This is a genomic window from Hymenobacter piscis (assembly GCF_018760735.1).
Lineage (GTDB): Bacteria > Bacteroidota > Bacteroidia > Cytophagales > Hymenobacteraceae > Hymenobacter > Hymenobacter piscis.
This window is the reverse complement of the sequence record NZ_JAHHZN010000001.1, coordinates 44,778-69,048: the sequence shown is the minus strand read 5'-3', so window position 1 is coordinate 69,048 and position 24,271 is coordinate 44,778. Positions and strand designations below refer to the sequence as shown.

The 24,271-nt window shown below is 62.2% G+C and carries 21 protein-coding genes; 11 read left to right on the top strand and 10 right to left on the bottom strand.

The window, feature by feature from the left end; genetic code table 11:
* Positions 1 to 134: 134 nt before the first annotated feature.
* On the bottom strand, positions 135 to 1,775 hold the full coding sequence (locus tag KLP40_RS00310) for a bifunctional GNAT family N-acetyltransferase/carbon-nitrogen hydrolase family protein (protein ID WP_246558582.1): 1,641 nt from the start codon (positions 1,773 to 1,775) through the stop codon (positions 135 to 137).
* Positions 1,776 to 2,221: 446 nt separating this feature from the next.
* Between KLP40_RS00310 and KLP40_RS00305 the strand changes: the two genes are divergently transcribed.
* Positions 2,222 to 2,695 carry a hypothetical protein gene (locus KLP40_RS00305; protein WP_215591468.1) on the top strand — a complete coding sequence of 158 codons (474 nt, stop codon included), beginning with the start codon at positions 2,222 to 2,224 and terminating at the stop codon, positions 2,693 to 2,695.
* A gap of 112 nt (positions 2,696 to 2,807) precedes the next feature.
* On the opposite strand, the gene KLP40_RS00300 is transcribed toward KLP40_RS00305, so the two are convergent.
* The 8 genes from KLP40_RS00300 to KLP40_RS21490 all read right to left on the bottom strand — a co-directional run bounded on the left by KLP40_RS00300 (position 2,808) and on the right by KLP40_RS21490 (position 13,447).
* On the bottom strand, positions 2,808 to 3,464 hold the full coding sequence (locus tag KLP40_RS00300) for a 3-oxoacid CoA-transferase subunit B (protein ID WP_215591467.1): 657 nt from the start codon (positions 3,462 to 3,464) through the stop codon (positions 2,808 to 2,810).
* 103 nt (positions 3,465 to 3,567) lie between these two features.
* Entirely contained in the window at positions 3,568 to 4,266 is a 699-nt protein-coding gene (locus KLP40_RS00295; RefSeq protein ID WP_215591466.1) for a CoA transferase subunit A, read from the bottom strand.
* Positions 4,267 to 4,412: 146 nt separating this feature from the next.
* Positions 4,413 to 5,357 (bottom strand): bifunctional riboflavin kinase/FAD synthetase, encoded by a 945-nt coding sequence (locus KLP40_RS00290; protein ID WP_215591465.1) that lies wholly within the window; start codon positions 5,355 to 5,357, stop codon positions 4,413 to 4,415.
* 131 nt (positions 5,358 to 5,488) lie between these two features.
* Positions 5,489 to 6,307 carry a tRNA pseudouridine(55) synthase TruB gene (gene truB / locus KLP40_RS00285; RefSeq protein ID WP_215591464.1) on the bottom strand — a complete coding sequence of 273 codons (819 nt, stop codon included), beginning with the start codon at positions 6,305 to 6,307 and terminating at the stop codon, positions 5,489 to 5,491.
* Positions 6,304 to 7,107 (bottom strand): undecaprenyl-diphosphate phosphatase, encoded by an 804-nt coding sequence (locus KLP40_RS00280; protein ID WP_215591463.1) that lies wholly within the window; start codon positions 7,105 to 7,107, stop codon positions 6,304 to 6,306. Before KLP40_RS00280 ends, truB begins: the two co-directional genes overlap by 4 nt.
* 169 nt (positions 7,108 to 7,276) lie before the next feature.
* Positions 7,277 to 7,594 carry a DUF3098 domain-containing protein gene (locus tag KLP40_RS21495; protein ID WP_215591461.1) on the bottom strand — a complete coding sequence of 106 codons (318 nt, stop codon included), beginning with the start codon at positions 7,592 to 7,594 and terminating at the stop codon, positions 7,277 to 7,279.
* A 258-nt stretch (positions 7,595 to 7,852) separates the two neighbouring features.
* Complete coding sequence (locus tag KLP40_RS00270; RefSeq protein WP_215591460.1) at positions 7,853 to 8,740, bottom strand: cell division protein FtsX; 888 nt, start codon at positions 8,738 to 8,740, stop codon at positions 7,853 to 7,855.
* Positions 8,741 to 8,851: 111 nt separating this feature from the next.
* A complete protein-coding gene (locus KLP40_RS21490; protein WP_215591459.1) occupies positions 8,852 to 13,447 on the bottom strand; it encodes a translocation/assembly module TamB domain-containing protein in 4,596 nt (1,531 codons plus the stop codon).
* Between the two features lie 323 nt (positions 13,448 to 13,770).
* On the opposite strand from KLP40_RS21490, the gene tsaD reads away from it, so the two are divergent.
* The 6 genes from tsaD to KLP40_RS00235 all read left to right on the top strand — a co-directional run bounded on the left by tsaD (position 13,771) and on the right by KLP40_RS00235 (position 19,232).
* Complete coding sequence (gene tsaD, locus KLP40_RS00260) at positions 13,771 to 14,775, top strand: tRNA (adenosine(37)-N6)-threonylcarbamoyltransferase complex transferase subunit TsaD (protein WP_215591458.1); 1,005 nt, start codon at positions 13,771 to 13,773, stop codon at positions 14,773 to 14,775.
* 176 nt (positions 14,776 to 14,951) lie between these two features.
* Positions 14,952 to 15,350, top strand: coding sequence for a thioesterase family protein (locus tag KLP40_RS00255; protein WP_215591457.1), 399 nt, complete (start codon positions 14,952 to 14,954; stop codon positions 15,348 to 15,350).
* Between the two features lie 53 nt (positions 15,351 to 15,403).
* Positions 15,404 to 16,858, top strand: coding sequence for a hypothetical protein (locus KLP40_RS00250; RefSeq protein WP_215591455.1), 1,455 nt, complete (start codon positions 15,404 to 15,406; stop codon positions 16,856 to 16,858).
* A gap of 201 nt (positions 16,859 to 17,059) precedes the next feature.
* Complete coding sequence (smpB, locus tag KLP40_RS00245; RefSeq protein ID WP_215591454.1) at positions 17,060 to 17,533, top strand: SsrA-binding protein SmpB; 474 nt, start codon at positions 17,060 to 17,062, stop codon at positions 17,531 to 17,533.
* 176 nt (positions 17,534 to 17,709) lie between these two features.
* Positions 17,710 to 18,516, top strand: a complete 807-nt coding sequence (locus KLP40_RS00240; protein ID WP_246558561.1) for a C40 family peptidase — start codon at positions 17,710 to 17,712, stop codon at positions 18,514 to 18,516.
* 221 nt (positions 18,517 to 18,737) lie between these two features.
* Positions 18,738 to 19,232, top strand: a complete 495-nt coding sequence (locus KLP40_RS00235; RefSeq protein WP_215591453.1) for an HNH endonuclease — start codon at positions 18,738 to 18,740, stop codon at positions 19,230 to 19,232.
* A 174-nt stretch (positions 19,233 to 19,406) separates the two neighbouring features.
* On the opposite strand, the gene KLP40_RS00230 is transcribed toward KLP40_RS00235, so the two are convergent.
* Complete coding sequence (locus KLP40_RS00230) at positions 19,407 to 20,273, bottom strand: alpha/beta fold hydrolase (RefSeq protein WP_215591452.1); 867 nt, start codon at positions 20,271 to 20,273, stop codon at positions 19,407 to 19,409.
* A 148-nt stretch (positions 20,274 to 20,421) separates the two neighbouring features.
* On the opposite strand from KLP40_RS00230, the gene KLP40_RS00225 reads away from it, so the two are divergent.
* The 4 genes from KLP40_RS00225 (at position 20,422) to KLP40_RS00210 (ending at position 24,196) form a co-directional block, all read left to right on the top strand.
* Positions 20,422 to 21,690: a DUF3298 and DUF4163 domain-containing protein gene (locus tag KLP40_RS00225; protein WP_215591451.1), complete on the top strand. Its 1,269-nt coding sequence runs from the start codon at positions 20,422 to 20,424 to the stop codon at positions 21,688 to 21,690.
* A 200-nt stretch (positions 21,691 to 21,890) separates the two neighbouring features.
* On the top strand, positions 21,891 to 22,955 hold the full coding sequence (locus KLP40_RS00220) for a fatty acid desaturase family protein (protein ID WP_215591450.1): 1,065 nt from the start codon (positions 21,891 to 21,893) through the stop codon (positions 22,953 to 22,955).
* A 95-nt stretch (positions 22,956 to 23,050) separates the two neighbouring features.
* Complete coding sequence (locus KLP40_RS00215; protein ID WP_215591449.1) at positions 23,051 to 23,644, top strand: hypothetical protein; 594 nt, start codon at positions 23,051 to 23,053, stop codon at positions 23,642 to 23,644.
* 186 nt (positions 23,645 to 23,830) lie between these two features.
* Complete coding sequence (locus KLP40_RS00210; protein WP_215591447.1) at positions 23,831 to 24,196, top strand: hypothetical protein; 366 nt, start codon at positions 23,831 to 23,833, stop codon at positions 24,194 to 24,196.
* The last annotated feature ends 75 nt before the right edge of the window (positions 24,197 to 24,271 follow it).

The window sequence follows — 24,271 nt, the reverse complement described above, 5'->3', positions numbered from 1 at the left end:
ACCCGCTAAGGCCACTTTTTGCCCGCCAATAGCCCGAATATTACTGCCCGCTACTAACCGCAAAACGGCCTGTCAATTGCTTGACAGGCCGTAGAAAGCCAGGATGGCGTGCTTGCCCAATAGGGCAGCCAGCGCTAGGCCATCGGGATGGAGGCCCGGCGGCCGGTTTTGGGGGCCCGCTCCTCGCCCTGGCTCAGCAGCTCGTCGTCGCGCTCGGTTTTCTTCACCCAGCTTACCGAGTACAGATCCTTGCGCCGGTCGCGCAGGTTGCGTACGGCCCCGCTGGTGTTCAGGTCCTTGAGCAGGTCCAGGTTGAGGTCGGCAATGAGGGTCATTTCCGTGTTCGGGGTGGCCTCGGCCACGATGGCATCGTGAGGAAAGGCGAAGTCGGAGGGACTGAACACGGCCGACTGCGAGTACTGGATGTCCATGTTCTCGACGCGGGGCAGGTTGCCCACCGAGCCGGTGATGGCCACGTAGCACTCGTTTTCAATGGCCCGGGCCTGGGCGCAGAGACGCACGCGCTGGTAGGCGTTCTTGGTATCGGTCCAGAAGGGCACGAACAGGATTTTCATGCCTTCATCCGACAGCATCCGGCTCAGCTCGGGGAACTCCACGTCGTAGCAGATCAGAATGCCGATTTTGCCGAAGTCGGTATCGAAGCAACGGAGCTGGCTGCCCCCGCGCATGCCCCAGTAGCTGGCCTCGTCGGGGGTTACGTGCAGCTTATACTGCTCGTCCACGGTGCCGTCGCGGCGGCAGAGGTAGCTCACGTTGTAGAGCTTGCCCTCCTCGTAGAGCGGCATGGAGCCGGCTATTACGTTGATGTTGTAGCTCACGGCCAGCTCCATCATCTTCACCTTGATGGGCTCGGTGAAGGCCGACATCGAGCGGATGGCCACCGAGGGCGACTCCTCGTTGGTGAGGGCCATCATGGGGGCGTTGAAGAACTCGGGGAACAGCACGCAGTCGGCCTTGTAGCCCGAGACGGTGTCCACGAAGAACTCCATCTGCTGAAAGAAATCCTCCAGATCCTTGGTGGCGCGCATCTGCCACTGCACAATCCCGATGCGGGCGTTGGACTTCTGGTTGCCGATGAGTTTATCGGTTTCCTCGTCGTAGTACACGTTAATCCACTCCAGCAGGGTGGCGTAGGCCTTGCTCTCGGAGTCGTAGGGCAAATAGCCGCGGATAATTTTGCGGACGTAGAAGTCGTTGGCCAGCTGGAAGGTGAGGATGGGGTCGGTGAGCTCCTTATTGCGCACCATCTCCACGTACTTGGCGGGCGTCATCTCGTTGGCGTAGGCGCTGTAGCCGGGAATACGGCCCCCGGCCACCATGGCGCGCAGGTTCAGATTTTCGCAGAGCTCCTTGCGGGCATCGTAGAGGCGGCGGCCCAGACGCAGCGAGCGGTACTCGGGGTCCACGAACACATCAACGCCGTAGAGCGTGTCGCCGTCGGCGTCGTGGGTGTCGAACTTGCCGTTGCCCGTGATTTTGGCGTAGTTGTGCTTGTCGCCGAACTTGCTGTACTCCACGATGATGGCCAGGGCGGCGGCCACAATTTTGCCGTTGTCCTCGATGCAGATCTGGCCCTCGGGGAATTTGCGGATCAGGGCGTTGTACTCATCCTGGGCCCAGGAGCCTTCCATGTTGGAGTACACCTTGTCCATGATGGTTTTCACTTCCTTGAAATCGGCGCGGCGCAGGGTCCGCAGCACCAGCTTGTGGGCTTCCGGAACCGGCGTGGTGGTCAGCTCCGGGTGGGCCGGCATGCCGGGCAGGGTATTCTTTTTGGCGGCCTTGCCGCCGGTTTTTCCGTGTGAACTTGCAGGCATATACTCGGGGAAATGATGTCGTCAGAAAGCACGTAAAGGTACCACTCCCGCAGCAGGGGTACCGGGTTAGTACGGGAAGCCCAACAGTTTTGATGGGAAAAAAGGTCGGACAGCCCCGGCAAAACAGTCGTCAGCGGCCGGCTCGCCGCGGCCGGAGTAGCCTGTTGTTCCCAACCGTAAGCACGTCTGACCGCCTGTGGCGACAGTGCAATGCCGCCGGCTGGCAGAAGGCCCCGGCAGCTGGAGTGCGGACCAGAAAAGGATGCAGTTGATCGAATCAGAACAGATGACTGGTTCAAGCACGCGCAGCATTCGGCTTGTGAAAGCCGGCTTCCGGCGCACGTTGGCAGACGGCATCCGGGCGGATGGGTGTACCTTGCCGCATGCTACCGCCGTCCGACCGTCGTCTGCAAACCCTGGCTGCCGTGTTGCAGGCCCCCGAAACATTCCCGGCCACGGCCTGGCTCTGCGCGCCGCCCGCCCTTATCCCCTGGCAGCCCGAAAGTCCCGCCGCCGTCTTGCTCACGGCTGTCCCCGGCCAGCGGGTGCCCTGTCCGCCGGGGCTGGTGCGCACCCTGTTCATGGATGAGGTGCAGCTGCTCATCAGCCGCCTGCTGCTGCAGGTGCCCGGTGCTACGGCGGCGCTGCGCGTGCAGGTGCTGCACCGCTACAAGTACCACGACGAATTCCCGGCCCTCACCAGCCAGCCCGACGAGCTGGCCCTGCACCTGGCCGGGGCCGTGCGCGCCGGTTCCCTGCCCGCCCACCAGGCCCTGGCCCATTTTCGCCGCTATTTCTCCCACTTCACCCTCGAAGCCGCCCGCCACATCCTGACCCAGGCCATGCTGCGGATGTAGAACCAAGATACTAGAACTTAGAGCTTAGAACTGTTCTTTTTCGCCACTTGGCAGGATAAGCAGAACGTTTCTAAGCTCTAAGTTCTAGTATCTAGGCTCTCGGAGCCAAGCTCTAAAGAACCATCTCTGGTACCTCGCCTGCGGGGATGACGAGCTTGCCGGCGGTGGCGGCTTTGATTTGCTCCACCGTCACGCCGGGCGCCCGCTCCCGGAGCACGAAGCCGTCGGACGTCACGTCGAGGACGGCCATTTCGGTCACGATTTTCTTCACGCAGCGCAGGCCCGTGATGGGCAGGGTGCAGGCGGGTAACAGCTTGCTGCTGCCGTCGCGGGCCACGTGCTGCATGGCCACGATGATGTTCTTGGCCGAGGCCACCAGGTCCATGGCGCCGCCCATGCCCTTCACCATTTTGCCCGGGATTTTCCAGTTGGCAATGTCGCCGTTTTCTGATACCTCCATGGCCCCCAGAATGGTCAGGTCCACGTGTTCGCCCCGGATCATACCGAACGAATCGGCGGAGCTGAAGAGGCTGGAGCCGGGCAGGGTGGTCACCGTCTGCTTGCCGGCGTTGATGAGGTCGGCATCCACTTCGGCGTCGGTGGGGAAGGGGCCCATGCCCAGCAGCCCGTTTTCGCTTTGCAGCTCCACGTTGATGCCGTCAGGAATGTAGTTGGCCACCAGCGTCGGGATGCCGATGCCGAGGTTGACGTAGGAGTTGTTCTGAACTTCCTGCGCAATGCGTTTCGCAATGCCGTGTTTGTCTAACATGGAGTGATGAGGTGAGTGGTGATGAAGTGATGAGGTTAGAAAGGACATTGGGGAAAGTGGAGGGCCGGCTGACAGCCTCACCTCCTTTCCCTTCATCACCTCATTATCCCTGCCGAACCGTCCGCTGCTCGATGCGCTTCTCGTAGTTCTGGCCCTCGAAAATGCGCTGCACGAAAATGCCGGGCGTGTGAATCTGGTTGGGGTCCAGCTCGCCGGCGGGCACCAGCTCTTCCACTTCGGCCACCGTGATTTTACCGGCCGTGGCCATCATGGGGTTGAAGTTGCGGGCCGTGCCCTTAAAAATGAGGTTGCCGGCCGTGTCGCCCTTCCAGGCTTTCACAAAGGCGAAATCAGCGTGCAGGGCGGTTTCGAGCAGGTACATCTTGCCGTTGAACTCCCGGCTTTCCTTGCCTTCGCCCACTTCCGTGCCGTAGCCGGCGGGCGTGTAAAAGGCCGGAATGCCCGCGCCGCCGGCCCGGCACCGCTCGGCCAGGGTGCCCTGCGGAATCAGCTCCACTTCCAGCTCGCCGGCCAACAGCTGGCGCTCGAACTCGGCGTTTTCGCCCACGTAGCTGGAAATCATCTTGCGCACCTGCCGGGTCTGGAGCAGCAGGCCAATACCGAAATCATCGACACCGGCGTTGTTGCTGATGCAGGTGAGCCCCGTCACGCCCCGGCGCAGAATTTCCTGGATGGCGTTTTCCGGAATGCCGCACAGGCCGAAGCCGCCCAGCATCAGCGTCATACCATCGGTAAGGCCTTCGAGGGCCGCCTCGGGGCCGCTTACTACTTTGTTAATCATAGAACGAATGGGTGGGTTTGGAAACGGCAAGGTAGCATTTCCCGCAAAGGCGCGCGGCGGCGTAAGCCGGGGCTGCCAAGAAGAACAGCCCCCTTTTTCCACTGCGGTCCTGCGCGCAATTCTCCGCGCACCGCTGCGGGAAACACCTAAAGCGCCGCCCGCGCCGCCTCGGCATCCCGGGCCAACTGCGCTTTCAGCTCGTCGAGGCCGCTGAACTTCTGCTCGTCGCGGAGGCGGGCCACGAACTCCACGGTCAGGGACTGGGTATACAGGTCGCCCTCGAAGCCGAGCAGGTGGGCCTCCACGGTCTGGGCCAGGTTGCCGGCCACGGTGGGGCGCACCCCGATGTTGAGCATGGCCGGCCAGGTGGCGCCGGTGGCCGTGGTGACGCGCACGGCGTACACGCCCCGGGCCGGCACCAGCTTCAGGTCCTCGGCCCCGTGCAGGTTGGCCGTGGGCCACCCGATGGTGCGGCCCAGCTGCCGGCCCTGCACCACGGTGCCCGTGAAGGGGTAGGCGTAGCCCAGGTAGCGGTTGGCGGTTGCCACGTCGCCGGCTTCCAGGGCCCGGCGGATGCGGGTGCTGCTCACGCCCACCGCGTCCACGTCTTCGCGCGGAATTTCCTCCACGCTCATGCCGTAGCGGCCGGAGTGCTCGCGCAGGTAGTCGAAGCCGCCCTCCCGGTTGCGGCCGAAGCGGTGGTCGTAGCCGATGACAAGCTTGGCGGTGCCCACGGTATCGAGCAGGATGCGCTGAATAAACTCCTCCGACGACCAGGCCGCGAATTCGCGGGTAAAGGGAATCACCAGCAGGTAGTCCACCCCGAATTCGGCCAGCTTGGCGGCGCGCTCCTCCAGGGTGTTGAGCAGGTAGAGGTCGAGGGGCTCGGGGTGGGAGGGGGGCGGGGCCAGCACCAGGCGCGGGTGGGGCCAGTAGGTAATTACCACCGACGGCCCGCCGCTGCTGCGGGCCACTTCCCGCAGGCGGGCCAGAATCTGCTGGTGCCCCACGTGCACGCCGTCAAACGTGCCGCTCGTTACCACGGCGTTACCGAGGTAGGGAAAGGCGGCCGGGTCGTGAATAACTTGCATACTTGAGCTACTAGCTTCCAGCTGTTAGCTGTTGGCCTCCGTTCTGACTATGAGTACTTGGGGCGAAGATTGGCGCGCGTGATGGAATGCCGTATGCAAATCACCGGGCAACGCGGGCTGCTGCTGCAAGGTTACGAATTTTCGGAACCGGAATCCGGCGGGGGCGGGGCGGCGTGGGTGGCGTTGAAGTACTCCAGGCCGGCGCGGCGCTCGGGTTGCCGCTCCCGGCGGGGGCGGGGCGGGCGGCTGGGGTCGGCGGGGGGGCGGGGCGGGGCCAGGGCCTGAATCTGGTCCAGGGTAAGGGCCTCGGCCAGGGCGTACTCCCCGATGCGGGTGCGCACCAGCTTGGTCAGGTGGGCGCCGCAGTCCAGGGCCAGGCCCAGGTCGCGGGCCAGGCTGCGGATGTAGGTGCCCTTGGAGCAGGTCACGCGGAAATCTACCTCGGGCAGCTCGATGCGGGTCAGCTCGAACGTCTCGATAGTTACCTGCTTGCTCTTGATAACAGCTTCCTCGCCCCGGCGGGCCACTTCATAGGCCCGCTCCCCGTTCACCTTCACGGCCGAAAACAGCGGGGGCGTCTGGGTGATTTCGCCCACGAACTGGGCCACGGCCGCCCGGATGGCCTCCTCGGTCAGGTGCTGATAGGGCCGCTCCTGGTCCATGGGCGTTTCCAGGTCGAAGCTGGGCGTGGTCTGGCCGAGGCGGAAGGTGCCGGTGTACTCCTTCTGCTGGGCCTGAATCAGGTCAATCTGCTTGGTTTTCTTGCCGGTGCACAGGATCAGCAGGCCGGTAGCCAGCGGGTCGAGGGTGCCGGCGTGGCCGATTTTCCGGATCCGCAGCGCGTTCTTCACCTTGCGCACCACGTCGAACGACGACCACGTCAGGGGCTTGTCCAGCAGCAGCACTTCGCCGGCCTCGAAATCAAAATCACTCAGGTTCAACTCACTCATAGCAACTGCAAATCAATGCCCAGACCGATCATCACGAGCAGAATCCCGCCCACGATAACGCGGTAAATCCCGAAGGCCTGGAACCCGAACTTGGTCACAAAGCCAATAAACAGCCGGATGGCCAGCAGGGCCACCACGAAGGCCACCACGTTGCCGAACAGAATCAGCTTGACGTCGGCGGCGCTGAGGCGGCCGCCGTCCTGGTAAAAGTCGAGCAGGTCCTTGGCGGCGGCGGCGGCCATAGTGGGCATGGCCAGGAAAAACGCGAATTCAGCGGCGGCCTTGCGGGTGAGCTTCTGGGTGAGGCCACCGATGATGGTGGCCGCCGAGCGGCTCACGCCCGGCACCACGGCCAGACACTGAAATACCCCAATCACGAAGGCCTGGCGGAAGCTGGGCGTGGTAGTGGGGCGGCCCGCATCGGTCGTTTCCTGCGGAAACCACTTATCCACGAACATGAGCACCAGGCCGCCCAGCAGCAGCATCAGGCCCACCACCGTCACCGATTCGAGCAGGATGTCGATGTACTTCTTGAGCGTGAGACCCACCACCACCACCGGCAGAAAGGCTACCAGCAGCTTGAGGTAGAAATCGAAGCTTTGCAGAAACCGCCGCCAGTACACCACCAGCACCGACAGAATGGCGCCGAGCTGAATCACGACCAGGTAGAGCTTGGTGAAGGCAGTGGCCGGAATGCCCAGCAGGGCGGAGGCGATAATCATGTGGCCGGTGCTGGAAACGGGCAGGAACTCGGTGAGGCCTTCCACAATAGCCAGCAGCAGCGCTTGCCAATAAGTCATTTATGAGGTCTTGGATGGTTGGGCCCCGGAAACTGGGACGCCGGCGAAAGAACGCCCGTCATCCGGCGCTAGAGCAGGGCCTGATCCCGCTCGACCGAATCGTGAAAACGAGGTCGCTCCAACGGGATCAGGCCCTGCACCAGCGCCGGATGACAGATGAACAAGTGGGTTAGCGCTTGTAAGTAGGGGAGGTAAAGGTCGGCGAGGGGCCGACGGGGGGCACCGGCTGCGAGGGTACGGTGTTAACGGTAGCCGCGTCGCGGGCCACGGGCGCGGCCGGGCCGGAGCGGGCCATAATGGCCCAGAACTCGATGCCGAAGCCGATGGCCAGCAGAATCGGACCCAGGGTAATGCCCAGGAATCCTTCGCCGTACTGGGTCGGGTCGAGGGTCATGGTAATGAAGCCGGCCGCCAGTACGGCCAGCCCGATAAACATCAGGCGGTAGTTACGCGGCCCGAAGGCGAAGCGGGGAGTAGTCGGTTCCATGGGGGCAAAGGTAGGGGTCTTGGAACAAGCCGCCGCACATATTCAACCAATGCGGGTTTGCAGGCCATGAGCGGAGGGTCCGGGTTGATGAGGGTGGGGGACTGGGTTGATGGTACGTCATCCTGAGCGGAGCGAAGGACCTTATCATGTGAGCACAGGTTGTTATCACGGCTGTTTCAACGTGATAAGGTCCTTCGCTCCGCTCAGGATGACGTACCATCAACCCAGTCCCCCGGTCCCTCAGCAACTCAGTCTCCCTCAATACAACTCATCCAGCGACATGCCGCTGTACTTGCGCACGGCCCGCCAGGAGCTGAGGAAGCCGATGCCCGTGCCCAGGGCCACCAGCAGCACGGCCAGGGCCGCAAACAGCCGGTCGTCTTCGAGCAGGCGCAGCTCCGCGAGCTGCAGGTAGGCGTACTGCAGCAAAGCCGCCAGCAGCAAACTGGCCAGCAGCCCGCTGGCCAGGCCCTGCCACATGGCCCGCCGCAAAAACGGCCACTGAATAAAGCCCGGCGTGGCGCCCACCAGCTGCATGCTCCGGATCAGGAAGCGTTGGGAAAACAGGGCCAGCTTGATGGTATTGTTGATGAGCACCACCACCACAAACGTGAGAATGGCGGCAAACCCGATGAGCACCAGGCTCACGTTGCGCAGGTTTTTGTTGACGGAAGTAATCAGGCTTTCCACGTACTCTACCTCGAACACGCCCGGTTCCTGGCTCAGCTCCTGCCGGATGCGGGCCAGGTTTTTGGTATCGGCGTAATCGGCGCTGAGGTTGAGCAGGTAGGCATCGCGCAGGGGGTTGTCGCCCAGAAACTGCTGGAAGTCCTCGCCCGTCTGGTCGATGAGCTGGCGGGCGCCTTCCTCCTTGGAAAGGAAACGCACCTGGGGCTCCCCGTTTTTGCGGGCCACGTAGGGCTTGCGGCCCAGGTCCTGCTGAAGGCGCAGCAGCTGGGTTTCGGGCAGGTTGCGCTCCAGGTAGACCTGCATTTCCAGGTTTTCCTTCACCAGCGTCGATACCTTGTGGGCATGAATCAGCAGCAGCCCGAACAAGCCAATTACCAGCAGGGCCAGCGTAATGCTGAACACCACCATCAGGTGCGGGTAACTACCGAGCTTTTTCTTGCGGGTGGGTTGCTTCATTTTCAGTGAATGAGTGAATAAGTGAAGTGGTGCATGAGCGACTCGGGGCGTGAGCGAAGGGAGGGGTTTCGTTACCCATGCACTCATTCACCGGGTCCCTCATCCTGCCACTTACAGTACGGTTCTTGGGTCGTCGTCGATTTCCAGCTCGCGGGCTTTGCGGGCGTTCTGGTCGCGGCGGCTCAGGCGTTTGCGGGCGAACAGCTCCCGAAAGGTGTCAAACTGCTCGGTGTGCAGCAACGACAGGCCGGCCCGGGCCTGGTTGACCTGGCTCAGACCGGCGCTGAAGTCGCGCGGGGTGGTTTCGTAGCGCAGCTTGGCCCGGAACTTCCCGTCGGGGCGCAGGTAGTACTCCAGGCTCAGGTCGCCGATGACTGACGTCTGGGCCGAGGCCAGGGGCGTACCCGCGTTGTTGCCGGCATTGGCGTTGCCGAAGCTGCCGTCGCGGGTGATGCGCAGGCGGCCGTTGAGAAAAGAGTAGCTCAGGCGCAGCTGCAGGGCGGCCAGGTCTTCGGCCGTGAGGCCGTTAATGTTGAAGCTGATTTCCAGGTTGGGGTCAATCTGGGAGGTGAGCAGGCCCAGCTGGGTGCTCAGAATCTGGCCCAGGCTATTGCCCAGGGCATTGTTGCCGCCCTCCAGGCGCGTGACGGCCAACGAGCCCACCGGCGTCAGCTGCCGGAATACCACCAGGCTGAACACCTGCCGGTTAAGCTCCTGCTCATCGTTGCGGATGGCCGACAGAAAGGGCGCCAGGTCGCCTTCCAGGGAAGACGGGATATCGTTGAATTCGAGGTTGAGCTTGATGATGGGCTGCAGCAGCGGGCCGGTCAGGTTCATGACGGCCGTCACGGGCACTACCGCCCCCGTGCCGTTCGTGTTGCTGGTGTTGAACAGCACCGGGGCCACGCTGGTGCGCTGGGTGTAAGTGGCCGTCACGTTCATCTCGCCGGCCAGCGGGTCGCCGTTCCAGGCAATAGTGCCGCCCGGGCGCACCACAAATTCCTTGTTTACCAGACCCTGGAGGGTGAAGTTGTAGGCCCCGCGCACAATTTCCACCTGCCCGTACATGTTGAAGTCGCCGCGGGTATCAATGTTGAGGCGCAGTTGCCCGGCGGCCGTACCCCGGATGATGTCGCCGGTGCTTTCATCGAGTAGCAGCTCCACGTAAGCATCGGGCGTGATGTCGAGGTTCATGTTCAGGCGAATGCCCGAGAGGTCGGTGCTGCCCCTGGTAACCGGGCCCTGGGCCGCCAGCGCCGCCCGGGCCGAGTCGGAGAGGTTGCGGTTCACAAACTTGATGTAGCTGGCCTGCTCGGCCTTGGCTGCATTATCGAAGGGCAAGGAGACCCGGGTGCCGGCCTCGCTGCGGGCCGTCACGTTCACGAACAGGTTGTCGGCCGGGCCGCGCACCAGGGCCGTGCCCGTGGCGTAGGCCTGCCCGAAGTACAGGTCGTTGTCTTTGCGGGTGGTATTGAGCACCTGCAGCTTGCGGAAGGAGGCGTTCAGGTCCAGGCGCATATCCTGAAAGCCCCGCTCGTAAATGTTGCCGTTGATGGTGCCCACGTTGCCCTGCACATCACGCACGGTGATGTTCTGCAGGGCAATGCGGTCTTCCAGAAACCGGATACGGTCGGAGAACGTGTAGGTGGTGCCCAGGTAAATGAAGGTCATCCGGCCGTCGGTCACGTCGATGTTGCCCGTGAGCACGGGGGCGCTGAAGCGGCCCCCGAGGCGCAGGGTGCCCACGCCGGTGCCGCTGATGTCCTTGAACAAACTGCTCAGGAAAGGCTGGGCCAGCCTGACGGGGGCCTGCTCGAGCACGCCGGTCAGGTTGAGCTGCTGGGTTTGGGAGCCGGGCGCGAGGTAGCCCGTCACGGCCAGCACCCGCCGCGCCTCCCGCTCCACCTCCAGGTTCACGCCCAGCCGGTCGGTGGCGTTGTCCCAGTCGCCGCGGCCCTGCACGTTGCCGATGAGCACGTCGTCCATCTGCAGGGAGTCGACCCGCAGCGTGGAGTTGATGACCAGCGGCCCGAACACCCCGCTGATGGTGCCCAGGGCGTTGACCCGGCCCGCGAACTGCTGCCCGCCGGTGAGGCCGTTGAGGGTGGCCAGCTCGAAATCCTTGACCGTCAGGGCCAGGGGCTTGTTGGCATCTTCCGACAGGAAGCCCTGGGCGCTAATGCTCTGGTTGCCGTTGCTGAGCGTCACGTTCTGGAAGTCGAACTCCCGGCCCCCGCCCGAAATCACGAGGGAGTTATCGGGCGCAATCGTCCAGTTCTTGCCCAGCAAGTTCACGCCCGACTGCCGGAAGGTGATTTTCACGGCGTTATCGAGGAAGGCCAGGGCCCCGTTGATCTGGGCCTTGTTGGTGGTGCCGGTTTGGGCCAGGGAGGTGGAAAAGTTGATTTTCTCCTGGTCCCAGACGCCTTCCACGTAGAAGTTCTCGGTGGCGCCCAGCCCCGGCACCCGCTGCCGCTCCGAGGTCACGCTGGCCTGGGCCAGCACCTCGGGCTGGTAGGGCAGCTTGGAGGTCACCAAATCAAACTCGCTGCCCTGCAGGCGCAGGCTGTCGTAGCGCAGATCGGCCACCTGCCCGCCCAACTGGAAAATGGAGGTCTGCCCGTTGCGGAAGGAGCCCTCGATGCGGGTGGAATCCGAGACGCTAAGCTGGGGCACGAACAGGCGCAGCAGCGGGTTAGGCCGTTTCAGGTACAGGTCGAGGGCCACCTCGTAATTGGGCAGGGGGCGCTGGCGCTTACGGCGGTAGTAATCGGCAATGGCCGCGTCGTTGCTGGCAAAGTTGAGGCGGTATTCCTCGACGAGCGTGGCCACGTCGCGCAGCACGGTGCTGGGCGTGAAGTCTCCCGTCAGACCCAGGTTGAGAACCTCGGAGCGCACCGTTACGCGGCGCTGCCCGTCGCGGAGGCGACTCAGCACGTCGAGCGTGTCCACGCGCACAGTGCGGCCGGCGTAGGTCAGGCGGGACTCGCGCAGGTGGGCGTAGCCCAGCAGCTCGTCGAGGCGCAGACCCTGGAAGTTCACGTCGGCGGTGGTGGCCACCACCACGCTTTCGCGGGTCAGGCCCAGGGCCCGCAAATCGGCGCGGCGCACCCGGGCCCGCAGGTCGAAGGCCTGGGCCCGGGCGTTGAGGTTGACGGTGCCGTCGGCATCGAACTGCAGGTTGGGGTCGTTGGCGGCAATTTGGCCGGTAAACGACTCGCGGCTGAAGCGCCCGTTGGTGGTGATGTTGCGGTAGCGGTAGCCGTTGAGCCAGATGCTGGCCACCGTGGCGTTGGCCGTGAGGCGGGCCGTACGCAAATCGAAGCCCACGCCCTGTACCCGTCCGTTCATGGTCACGTCGCGCACCACCGATTCGTCGCCCAGCAGCTTGCCCAGCTGGAAGCCGGTGGTGCGCAGCTGGCCCTCGTAAGTGGAGTAGCGCGGGTCGGTCCTGAACTTGAGGTTGACGTCGGAGGTGACCGAGCCCAGGGCCGTTTTAAACGAGCCGTTGGCTACGAAGTCGTTGTAGAAGCCCAGAAACTGCCCGCTGAGCCGCACCGTGCCCAGGCGCTGCACGTAGGGCCAGCCGCTGGCCGGAATGTAGCGCCGGATGTCGCGCCCATCTACCACCGAGGGTTGCAGGCGCATCACAATAAAGCTCTCCTGGAAGTTGGGCAGCCCTTCCACGTTGATGCTGCCCCGCACCCGCGTGTTCCGGCCGTACTGGAGGTCGAGGTTTTGGGTGGTGAAGTTGCGCACGTAGCCCTTGGCCTGCCCCGAAATGAGGATGGTCTCCTTCAGGTCGCGCACCGCGGGCTGGGGCGCAAACTTGGCAATGTCGTCGGAATACAGGCGGCTGGGCCGGAGCCGGGCAATGACTTTAACCGAGTCGTTGAAGTCGGTGAAGTTGAGAAAGTGGGCGTACTCGAAGCGCAGGTAGTCGTGAATTTTGCTGTTCTGCACCCGCAGCATGAGCTTGTCGAACTCCCAGAACGTGCTGGCGTAGGTCATGTTGGCCGTCAGCTCCCGCAGGCGGGTGCCGGAGGGCGTGTCCACGGTGCGCAGGCCGCTGATGTTGGCGTGAATCGAGTCGCCCCGGAACCAGAGCTGGTCGGCATCGGCGTAGATGCTGTCGAGGCGCATGTGGGCGTAATCCATTACCCGGCCGTACTCCGGAATCCGGGGCTCGTCCTGGCGCTCCAGCACGAACCGGCCGTTGCGCAAGCTCAGGGCCTCAATCTGAAAGTCGAAGGGCTGGCTGGCCTTGGTGGTATCGGAGGGCCCCAGCAGACGCTTAACGGAGCTGATGAACTGGTCGAGGGTGGTGGAGTCGGGCTGATTCCTGTAGGTGACGAGGTGGAAGCGCGGCTCCTCCAGCGTGAGCCGGCCCACGTGCAGGTGGGAGGGGTCGAAGACGCTGAAGAGCTTGATGTCGGCGTCGGCCCGCCCGATGCTGAACAGCTCGTTGCCGCGCCGGTCCAGCACCCGCACGCCTTCGAGCAGCACCCGCGAGAAGGGGCGGATATCCACGCGGCCCACCTGTACTTTCTGGCCCAGCTTCTCGGTCAGCACGCGGGCGGCGCGCTGGGCCAGGTTGGTTTGCACGCTGGGTACGCGCAGCGCCACCAGCGCGCCCGTCAGGGCCAGCACCAGCAGCAGCAGCAGGGCAAACACAACCTTGAGGAGGACGGACAGAAACCGGGGCACGGCGCGGGGGCTGAGAGGGGCAACAACAAAGATAGGCACTTGCCCCCGACCGTTGCCTACGCCACGCTTTTACCCGACCTTTGCCGGAAATGTTGGGGTCGAAACCCGAGAACCAGAAGTCCGAACGGAATTACTCAAAACGTCATGCGGGGCGCAGTCGAAGCATCTCTACCGCCGTGCTACTTCAATGCGGCTGGCTCCCCCTCTCCCCCTGGAGAGGGGGGCGGGGGGGTGAGGCGACCCACTAGAACGAAGTGCCAGTTCCCCTTGCCCCAATTCCCGCGCCCAACCCCCAATTTCCCCACATCCTAGCTTCTGCCGCCATGCCCACCATCCTCGCCATCGAATCTTCCTGCGACGACACCTCGGCCGCCGTGCTGGTAAACGGCGACATGCGGGCCAACGTGGTGGCCACCCAGCAGGTGCACGAGCAGTACGGGGGCGTGGTGCCCGAGCTGGCCTCCCGCGCCCACCAGCAGCACGTGGTGCCGGTGGTGGAAGCCGCCCTCAAAAAAGCCGGCGTCAGCAAGCACGACCTCGATGCGGTGGCCTTCACCCAGGGGCCGGGCCTGCTGGGCTCGTTGCTGGTGGGCGGCATGTTTGCCAAAACCCTGGCCCTGGCCCTGGGTAAGCCCCTGATTGCCGTCAACCACATGCGGGCCCACATTCTGGCCCATTTTATTGAGGAGCCCCGGCCGCAGTTCCCGTTTCTGTGCCTCACCGTGAGTGGGGGGCACACCCAGCTGGTGGTGGTGCGCAGCGCCCTCGAGATGGAAATCATCGGCCAGACCACCGACGACGCGGCGGGTGAGGCCTTCGATAAAACGGCCAAGCTGCTGGGGCTGCCCTATCCCGGTGGCCCCCACCTCGACAAGCTGGCCCGCCAGGGCAACCCCACCCGCTTCCCGCTGCCGGTGGGTACCATGCCGGGCTACGATTTCAGCTTCAGCGGCCTGAAAACGGCGGTGCTCTACTTTATCCGGAAGGAAACCGCCCAGAATCCCGACTTCGTGCAGGAAAACCTGGCCGACCTCTGCGCCAGCATCCAGCACACCATTATCCAGACGCTGCTGCGCCAGCTCCGCCGTGCCGCCGCCGACCAGAACCTGACCCAGGTGGCCCTGGCCGGCGGGGTGGCCGCCAACAGCGGCCTGCGCCAGGCCCTGCAGGACGAAGCCGCCGCCCAGAACTGGCAGGTCTTCATCCCCGCTTTCCAGTACTGCACCGACAACGCCGCCATGGTGGCCATAACCGCCCAGTTCCAGTACGAGGCCGGCGACTTCGCCACCCAACTCGTCAGCTCCGACCCGCGCCTGAAGCTGGCGTAAGTTGAGTTGTCAGTTGTCAGGGTAAAATGAACGTCATTCCGAGCGGAGCCGAGGAATCTCGCGTGCTGGCGTTGCAATGGTAATCCAAGGTCAGCACGCGAGATTCCTCGGCTCCGCTCGGAATGACGTTCTTTCCAAAGCCGAACAACCAAAAACCACCCACCAAAAACCAGAAAATGACCAACCCTTTCCGGCCCGGCGATGCGCAGACGTACCAGCTGACCGTGACGGCGGCCGATTTCGCGGTGCTCAGCGGCCGGCTGATTCATCCGGTGCTGAGCACGTTTGCGCTGGGGCAGGCCCTGGAGTGGACGAGCCGGCAGTTTGTGGAGCAGATGCTGGAGGCAGGGGAGGAGGGCATCGGCACGCTGCTGACGGTGGAGCACCGTGGGCCGGCCTTCGAAGGGGAAACCGTGGAATTTCGGGCTATTTTTGAGCAGCTCCACGGCCCCGAGCTGCTCTGCCGCGTAGAAGCCCGGGTGGGGGAACGGCTGGTAGCCACCGGCCGTACCGGCCAGCGCATCGTGAGCCGCGAGAAACTGCAGGCGCGCTTTCGGGAGCTGCGCGGCCGGTAAATATGAGGGGTAGGCGTATGTTTGCCGGACTAATGTATCGTTCCCGTCCCCATATGGCGTTGCCCGTACGTTTATTACCCCAGTACTTCTACTATGCCGCCCTGGGGGTAATACTGGCCCTGTTTGCCGCCTCACTGGTTGGACGCTACGCCCATTTCGATGATGCGTGGTCGGCGGAGGAAGCTTTCTGGCTGCTGCGCGACGGGTATGTGCATTCGGAGTTATTTCGGGGTTTCGAAGGATGGGATAACCGGCTTTATATCTTCCATAAAGGCTACATCTATCTGATGGCCGCCGAATTGGCAGTATTAGGCGAAAGCCTGTGGGCAGTGAAATCGGTGGCCCTGTTGTCGGCGGCGGCCACGGTGGGGGTGCTGCTGCGCTACTGGCGTGCCGCCCCCGTTGAGGCTCGCTGGCTGACCGCAATGCTGTACGTGGGTTGCGGCTCGGTGATGCTGTATGGTTTTGCGGGGCGGCCCGAAACGACCGTGGCGCTTTGCGGCTTCTCTTCCTATCTGCTCCTAAGCAAGTCAGCAGGTCGGCTGGGCCGGTTGGTGGCTGCCGGGGCCCTGGCCGGTCTGGCGGGCCTGATGCATCCCAACGGCACTATCTATATGGCCGCCGGGGCTCTCTGGCTGATCTGGTATGGCGCTCATTGGCGGGCACTGCTCGCGTTTGCTATTCCGGCCGGCGCGGTGCTGGCCTTGTTTGCGCTCGACGCCGTTCTGGCGGGTGAGCTGCCAGTGCTGGCCGAGCAGTTCATTCATTATCCGGTGGTGGCTCCCAACCTGAACGTATCCGATAAGCTGCGGGTGATGGCCAAATACCACAGGATTTTCTTCCATAGTGCGGGTGAAACTCCTCTCTCGGTGCTGACACTGGCTGCCTTGCTGCTGGCTTTCCGGAACAAGCGGCCTTCTTCTGGCGCAGGGGCGTTATTGACGCCGATAGGACGCTACACCATCCTGCTGATCGGCCTGTTCTGGCTCCTCACTAAAAGCCCTACGGCCTATTATTACCTGCTTTTTACCCCATTTCTGATCGTGGTGGTAGTTGAGGTAGTGATAACGGCCAGCAACTGGGGGGTAAGCGCCCGGCGGGTGCTGTTGTCACTTATTGTACTGTATCCGGTAGGGACGCTGATTCAGTTTCTTTACGTGCGCCAACTCAATCGGCAAAGTCCCGATATCACGGCCCTCAATGCTCGCCTGGCTACTTACATGCCTGCGCATGGCACCAAAGTGGTAGCCCCACTCGACTTTATCTTCGGGCAGCTCGATACCTACCAGATTCGGGGGCTCACGTTCTGGGCAAAACCGACTGCTCCGCTTGATTCCGTTTTCGCCCGCGCTGCCGCTGATTCCGTTCGCTACATCATTCCCGACTACAACCCGACCAACGACGTCTTCCACATTCCGCCCACTGCTCCTGTGCGTATTGGCCAATACCAGCGCATCTACCAGGATCAGTGGCGGGCAGTCTACGAGCGTCGTTCTGCCACTCCCTGAGTTGCGACCAGGCTTCCTGGCGGGTGTTTGAATGGGTGCAGTGACGCCGTGTCAGACGAAGGCGATGGGCCGTTGTTGGTAAGCTGAGCGCGCAATGCCAACCTCGTCGGCACCCACCCGTTACTTTCTTTTTACCTTCATTGCGCGGCGGCAGTGTTCCGGAACCAGATCCGAAGTAAGCCGCTTACAGCCTCTTTCCCTATGGCCCACGCCAAAGACGACAAACCCAAACACATCAACATTCAGAACCGGCGGGCCCGCTTCGAGTACGCCTTTCTGGTAAATTACACGGCGGGCATGATGCTGCAGGGCACCGAAATTAAGAGCATCCGGGCGGGCAGCGTGCAGCTCCAGGACGGCTTCTGCGTGTTCCACCCCGACGGCAGCCTCTGGGCCCACAACATCACCATCGCCCAGTACACCGAGGGCACCTACAACAACCACGACCCCAAGCGGGCCCGCAAGCTGTTGCTCAACAAGCGGGAACTCAAGCAGCTGGCCGGCAAAAACCAGGAGCAAGGCCTGACCATTGTGCCCGTGCGCCTGTTCGTGAGCGACCGGGGCTTTGCCAAGTTGGAGATTGCCCTGGCCAAAGGCAAGAAGCTCTACGACAAGCGCGACGACCTCAAGGCCAAAGACCAGAAGCGCGAAATGGACCGCGCCCGGGACTATTAGGCGAAATGGTGAGGTGGTGAAATAGTGAGTTGACGTTCAGCGGGCCTGTTGGCGCGGAATTGTCTGCTTACCTTTCTGCCCTGCCTTCTGCTGATTACCGCTTTATCAGGCTCAACCGTGCCGGTAGGCTCCCCGAACGTCAACTCACCATTTCACCACCTCACCATTTCACCGTTTTGGAACACGGAATTTGCGCCCTGAGCGCCGTGCCGGTGCGGGCCGAACCCTCCGATAAGGCCGAAATTGTTACCCAGCTCATTTTTGGGGAGTGCTATTCCATCCTGCTCCTGCAGGGCAATTGGGTGCAGGTGCGCCTGGCCGCCGACCAGTACGTGGGCTGGATGGACGTGAAGCAGCATTTGGCTGTTACGGCCGCGTATTTTCAGCAGTGGCAAGCCCAGGACCACCCCCGCACCCTTGATGTGGTGCAGATGGTGAGCGACGACGCCACCCGCATGCCCGTGACCTTGGGCACCCGCCTGCCGTTTTTCGATGGCATGACCCTGCGCCTGGGCGAGCAAACCTACTTCTACAACGGGGCCGCCACCAACCCGCGCAACGGCCACGGCCCCGAGGGGCCGGCCGCCGTGCGGCTGCGCCTGCTTCAGAAGATGGCCCTTCAGTACCTGAAAGCGCCCTACCTGTGGGGCGGCAAAACCCTGTTCGGCATCGACTGCTCGGGCCTCGTGCAGCAGCTCTACGGCCTGGTGGGCGTGCAGCTCCCCCGCGACGCCCACCAGCAGATCCATGTGGGCCAGCCGGTGCATTTCGTGGCCCAGACCCGCCCCGGCGACCTGGCCTTCTTCGACAACGCCGAGGGCCGCATTGTGCACGTGGGCCTGCTCTTGGAGGACCAGCAGATTCTGCACGCCAGCGGCGAAGTCCGCATCGACCCGCTCGACCACAACGGTATTTTCCGCCGCGACCAGCAGAAGTACAGCCACAAGCTCCGCCTAATCAAGCGGATTCTGAGCGAGGAATAACGGTAAGATGGTGAGGTGTTGAAATGGGGAGTGGATGTTCGAGTAGCCTGGCGGTGCAAATGGCGCAATCGGGCCGCCCGAACATCCACTCCCCATTTCACCACCTCACCACCTCACCTCAAGTCATTTTACCTTTCGCAACCAGAACCCGGTCGCCCTTGTTAATGCGCTAAGAATCATCTAGCTTTCTGGCAGTACAGATTCTTTTTTCTTCGCGTTATATGGACCAAAAGGTGCTTGTGTTGAACGGCGACTATACGGCTATTACGCTGTGCAGCGTCCAAAAAGCGTTCGTGCTGCTGTATCTGGAAAAAGCCGAGCTGATTGCCAAATCAGAGCACGGGGTATTGCGCACCGTGAGCCGGGCCTATCCGAAGCCCAGCATCATCCGGTTGCAGCGCTACGTGCGCGTGCCCTACAAAGGCATTGCCCTGAGCCGCCATAACGTGATGAAGCGCGACAACTTCGAGTGTCAGTACTGCGGCTCGACCAAGAACCTGACCCTCGACCACGTAATGCCCCGAAGTAGGGGCGGGGATTCGAGCTGGAGCAACCTGCTCACGGCCTGCACCCGCTGCAACCACGCCAAAGGCCACCACACCCCCCAGGAAGCCGGCCTCACCATCCGGCAGCAGCCCAAAAAACCCACCCTCACGGGCTTCCTCAAGCTCAGCGCCGGCACCCTCGACCAGAACTGGCACCCCTACCTGCAGTAACTACCGGCAGCCCCGCGGCTGACCGGTTTTTTTACGCCCGTCCGGCTCCCGGCACTGTTGCCTGGCACGTCCCTGCAACGGCCGTGGGCTGACAATAAAAAGGCCTTCTGCCGTGCTAACGACAGAAGGCCTTGCTGTATATGCGCCGCTACACTGGCGGTGCAACGCGTCGTATTAGTACCGGTCGGCGGTTTTTTGAACGTTGCCACCCTGGGCGAAGGTGCGCAGGTCGCGGTTGAGGCGGTCCTTGTCGGTAATGAACAGGCCGTGCGGGGCGCCGCTGTATTCCACGAATTCGGCCTGGGGCACGAATTGGGTCATCCGTTCCCCGCTCACGGCGGGCGGCACCGTCTGGTCGTCGCCGCCGTGAATGACGAGGGTCGGAACCTTAATGGTCTGCAGATCGGGGCGGAAATCGGTTTCCGACCAGGCCCGGGCGCTTTGGATGGTGGCGTGTGGGTCGCCGATCTGGCACATGGCCTGCATCCAGTTCAGCGTCGCGTCGCTGACGGGGCTGTTGAGCACGCCCACGCCAAAGAACTGCTTGCCGAAAGTGGTCAGGAAATCGAACCGGTCTTTTTTCAGGTTCTCAATAATGTCGTCGAAGGTTTCGCGGTCCACGCCTTCGGGGTTATCGGCCGTTTTGAGCAGGTAGGGCGTGACGGCCGAAACGAAGGCTACGCGGGTCACGCGGGCGCCGCCGTGGCGGCTCATGTAGCGGGCCACCTCGCCGCCGCCCATCGAGAAGCCCACCAGCGTCACATCCTGCAGGTTCAGGGTGTCGAGCACGGCTTTCAGGTCGTCGGCGTAGGTGTCGTAATCGTGGCCATCATAGGGCTTGGACGAGTTGCCGAAGCCGCGGCGGGTGTAGGCTACCACGCGGAAGCCCTGGGCGGTAAGGGAGGTCAGCTGGTATTCCCACATTTGGTGGGATGCGGGCCAGCCGTGAATCAGAACAATAGGTTTGCCCTGGCCGTGGTCGACGTAGTGAAGTTTAACGGCGTTGCCGTGAGCATCTTTGCCCGCCTTAATGTAACTCATGGGGAGGAGGATTGGGAAGGTGAGAACCGGCCGCATCCGTCAGAAACGGCGGCCGGTTGGTACATACGTACCGGCTGCCGGCCCGATAAATAATGCCAAGATGTTGCACGGAGTTGAACCGCTGGCCATAATCTGCGTTCTTTGACCCATGAGCTCTCTTTCCCGCTTCCGTCCGGCCCTGCTGCTTCGTCAGTTTTCGGCCCCGCTGGCCCTCGGCCTGCTCCTGACCGCCTGTAACTCCGGCGCCGATAACTCGGGCGCCACCGATACGGCCGCTGCCAAGCCCGCCACCCCCCAAAACGACGACGGTTCCTGGTACCGCCAGTACCGCGGCCTGCTGCCCGGCACCTCCGACAGCATCACCCTGCACCTGCAGCGTCTGGGTAGTCCTTCCGGCGAGGCGGCCCTGAGCCGGGTCGTTGGTTTTTACGCCGCCGCCGATGGCCGCCCCTACGAAATTGCCGGGGACCTGGGTGCTAAAGGCGACAGCCTGAACCTGCACAACATCAGCAACGAGCTGGCCGGCGACGACGACGAGGAGCCGGAAGAAATAGCACCCCAGTGGCTGCTGAAAGAGCAGGGCGACGCTTTGGTGGGCACCCGCAACGGCCAGCCCGTGCGTTTGCGCCGCCTGGAGCCCGTGCGCGGCATTCAGTTCGAAGCCCGGCGGCTTTCGGCGGAGGTAGTCGCCCGCCCCGACCATCCCGAGGACAGCGTGAGCGGCCGCCGCACCATGCAGGTGCTGGTGCCTTTCAACGCCCCGAACCAGGACCTGCTGGCCGCCAACATCCGCCGCGGCCTGCACGGCGACTCCCTTGACACCATGCCGGTGCCGGCGCTGGATTCCATCTGGCAGGAGCAGCTGCGCACCTTCACCCGCGACTACCGCACCGACGCGGCCCCGCTGCTGGCGGCCAACGCCAAGAAGTCGCCCGAGGACTACCAGCCCCTCGAAACCCTGGCCTATGAGCAGGAAGTGAACTCCTACGTGCTCTGGAACGAGGGTAACCTGCTCAGCATGGGGTACTTCGGCTACGACTATTCGGGTGGGGCCCACGGCATCTACGGCACCTACGTGCAGAGCTACGACACCCGCACCGGCCACTCCCTGCGCTACGACGACATCTTCCAGCCCGGCGCCAAGCCCCAGCTCCAGAAGCTGCTGGGTCAGTATGCCCGCCCGGTGGTGGGCCTCAAAGCCTCCGAGCCGCTGTCTAAAGCCCTGGCAGTAAACACGCTGCCCGTTACGCGCAATGTGTACCTGACCAGCGGTGGGGCCGTGTTCGTGTACTTGCCCTATGAAATTGCCTCCTACGCCAAGGGGCAGATCAGCGTGTTTGTGCCCTTCACGGCTTTGGAAGGGTTACTGAAGCCCGGTTTGCCCGTGGGCAACCCGGCCGCCGTGGCCCGGCGCTAAACGTCAGCCTGCCCAATCACAGCCCGTTCTGCCGCGCCGCAGGACGGGCTTTTTTGGGTTCAAAATTCGGCTCGGTGGCTGCGGTAGGCCGTTGCGTGGAGCCAGCAGGTGAAAAGGTGCAAAATACCGGGCTTTTGGAACGAGGCATGATTCTGGACTGTAGAAACGGTACTTTTGAAGGTATTTTCTTCCCCGTTCCTATGCTCGCACCCAAGTTCGCGGCTTCGCGCTCCTTCCACCAGGAACTCAAGCGCCGCACCAACGCCTATTTCGCCGAGGCTGGCAAAGCCACTACCGGTGGCAACACGCTGTTCTTCAAGGCAGTGTTGCTCACCTCGGCCTTTGTGGCGATATACCTGCACCTCGTGTTCTGGACCCCGCCCGCCTGGCTGGGCGTGCTGGAAAGCGCTTTGCTGGGCCTGTTGGGCGCGGCCATCGGCTTCAACGTGATGCACGACGGGGCCCACGGCTCGTTCAGCAAGCGCAAGTGGATGAACCAGTTTGCGGCCTTCACCCTCAACGTGATGGGCGGCAACTCCTTCATGTGGCACAACAAGCACAACCTCATCCACCACATGTACACCAACGTGGAAGGCGTGGACGACGACCTCGACGCCCAGCCCTGGCTGCGCCTGAGCCCCGACCAGCCCCGCCGCCTGCTGCACCGCTTCCAGCACCTGTACTTCTGGTTTTTCTACGCCCTGCTCTTCATCGCCTGGATTTTCTTCATGGATTACCAGAAGTACTTCAAAGGCAAAATCGGCGAAATGCCCATCAAGAAGATGACGGCCTCCGACCAGGGCGTGTTCTGGGGCTTCAAGGCCCTGCACCTGGCCCTGTTCGTGGCCCTGCCCATTTACACCGTCGGGTTCCTGGGCTGGCTGGTGGGCTTTCTGGTGTTCATGGCCGTGGCCGGTTTCACGCTCAGCATCGTGTTCCAACTGGCCCATACCGTGGAGCACACCAGCTTCGTGGTGCCCCACGAAACCACGCGCAAGATTGAGGATGAGTGGGCCATCCACCAGATCCGGACCACTGCCAACTTCGCCACCGACAACAAGCTCATCAGCTGGCTGGTGGGCGGGCTCAACTTCCAGGTCGAGCACCACCTGTTCCCTACCATCTCCCACGTGCACTACCCGGCCCTGAATAAAATCATCCGCCAGATGTGCGAGGAGTTCAACATCGAGTACAACGAGTACCCCAAGATGCGCTACGCCGTAGCTTCCCACGTGGCCCATCTGCGGGAGCTGGGGCGGCGGTAAGCAGTTTATAATTGATTTTCTGGAAATAGTAAAAGGAGTAAAAGGAGCAGGAGGTTATTAACTTCCCGCTCCTTTTTTATGCTTACATCCATTATATGAAAATTACCCTAATTGTTGCTGTCTCATCGCTCATGATTGGCTGTAATACAGATACTGAATCTAATACGTCTGCTTCGGTAAGTAACTCCGTAACGCAGCCAATATTTCGACCCCTGAATTTAAATAACAACAGGGTTCATTTGCAGGTACCCAAGGAATGGACGCACTTGCGTGATATTCATGTGTTCGGGCCGGATTGTGCGGTGTGCTCAGGAAGCGAATACGAGTATGCCGTCGGTACGCCTGACAGCACCTCATTGGTTTCGGTCAGTGTAACAGTGTTTCCGGCGGGTGACAACCAATTTCGAAATGCCGAGCAGGAGTTGAGCATTGCAGCAGAAAAGGATCCGCAGGCTATAATGGTTGATGCAATTATTGACGTAGCCCAACAAACCAGTATGGTATATTTCCAGTCTTGGCGTAATAGGCGAGCGGTTTATTTTGCCGTAAAGAAAATTGTCAGGCCTTATCGAACCCTGTCAGTCTATGTGCAGACTCCTAAGACCGCGGATAATATGAGGGTAATCAAGAAAATAATGCGGTCAGTGGAAGTTGAAACATCCTACATGACAGAGCCATTGCGAAGATAACTGTAGCTAGTATCTCTCGCGCATACTCCTTGATCTTTGCGCCCCCGCCAGGGTGGCGGGACTGGGGTTTCGGCCCTGTGTATCAAACAAAAACGCGTTCCGGAGGATGACCCTGGACCGGACGTGTACACAAGGGTCCATGCTACATCATGGCAGACGAACTGAATTGGTAAGACGATAAGCAAGATGAACGGACCTTTCAGCCATGAGCGAGTTAACGAGCTACTTAGTTTGTGTGCTGCAATTGAGACACGGTTCGCCGAACTGCTACTTAAAAGTAAACCGCAGAAAACCGGGTTTTTTGGGTTTTTGGAGAGGCTACTAACACCCAAGCGAACCAGTAGCAATCAGCCTGTCTGGCGGCAGGAAACGGAGGATATCATCCGGGCACTTGCTGACGACGATAAGCAGCAGTTGGCCTCATTGCTGAACCTGCGCGCCCTGAACGCTGCCATTGAGGCAGCGCGCTATCAGGACGCAGTTCTTGCCCAACACGCGGAGGCACTGCGCCGCTTTTCGCAAGAGGCTAGAAGCTTTACAAGTGAGGAATAAACCCCTTTTCATTCTTGCCTTACATTCCGTATCTTTGCGCCCCCGCCAGGGTGGCGGGACCGGGGCTTCGGCCCT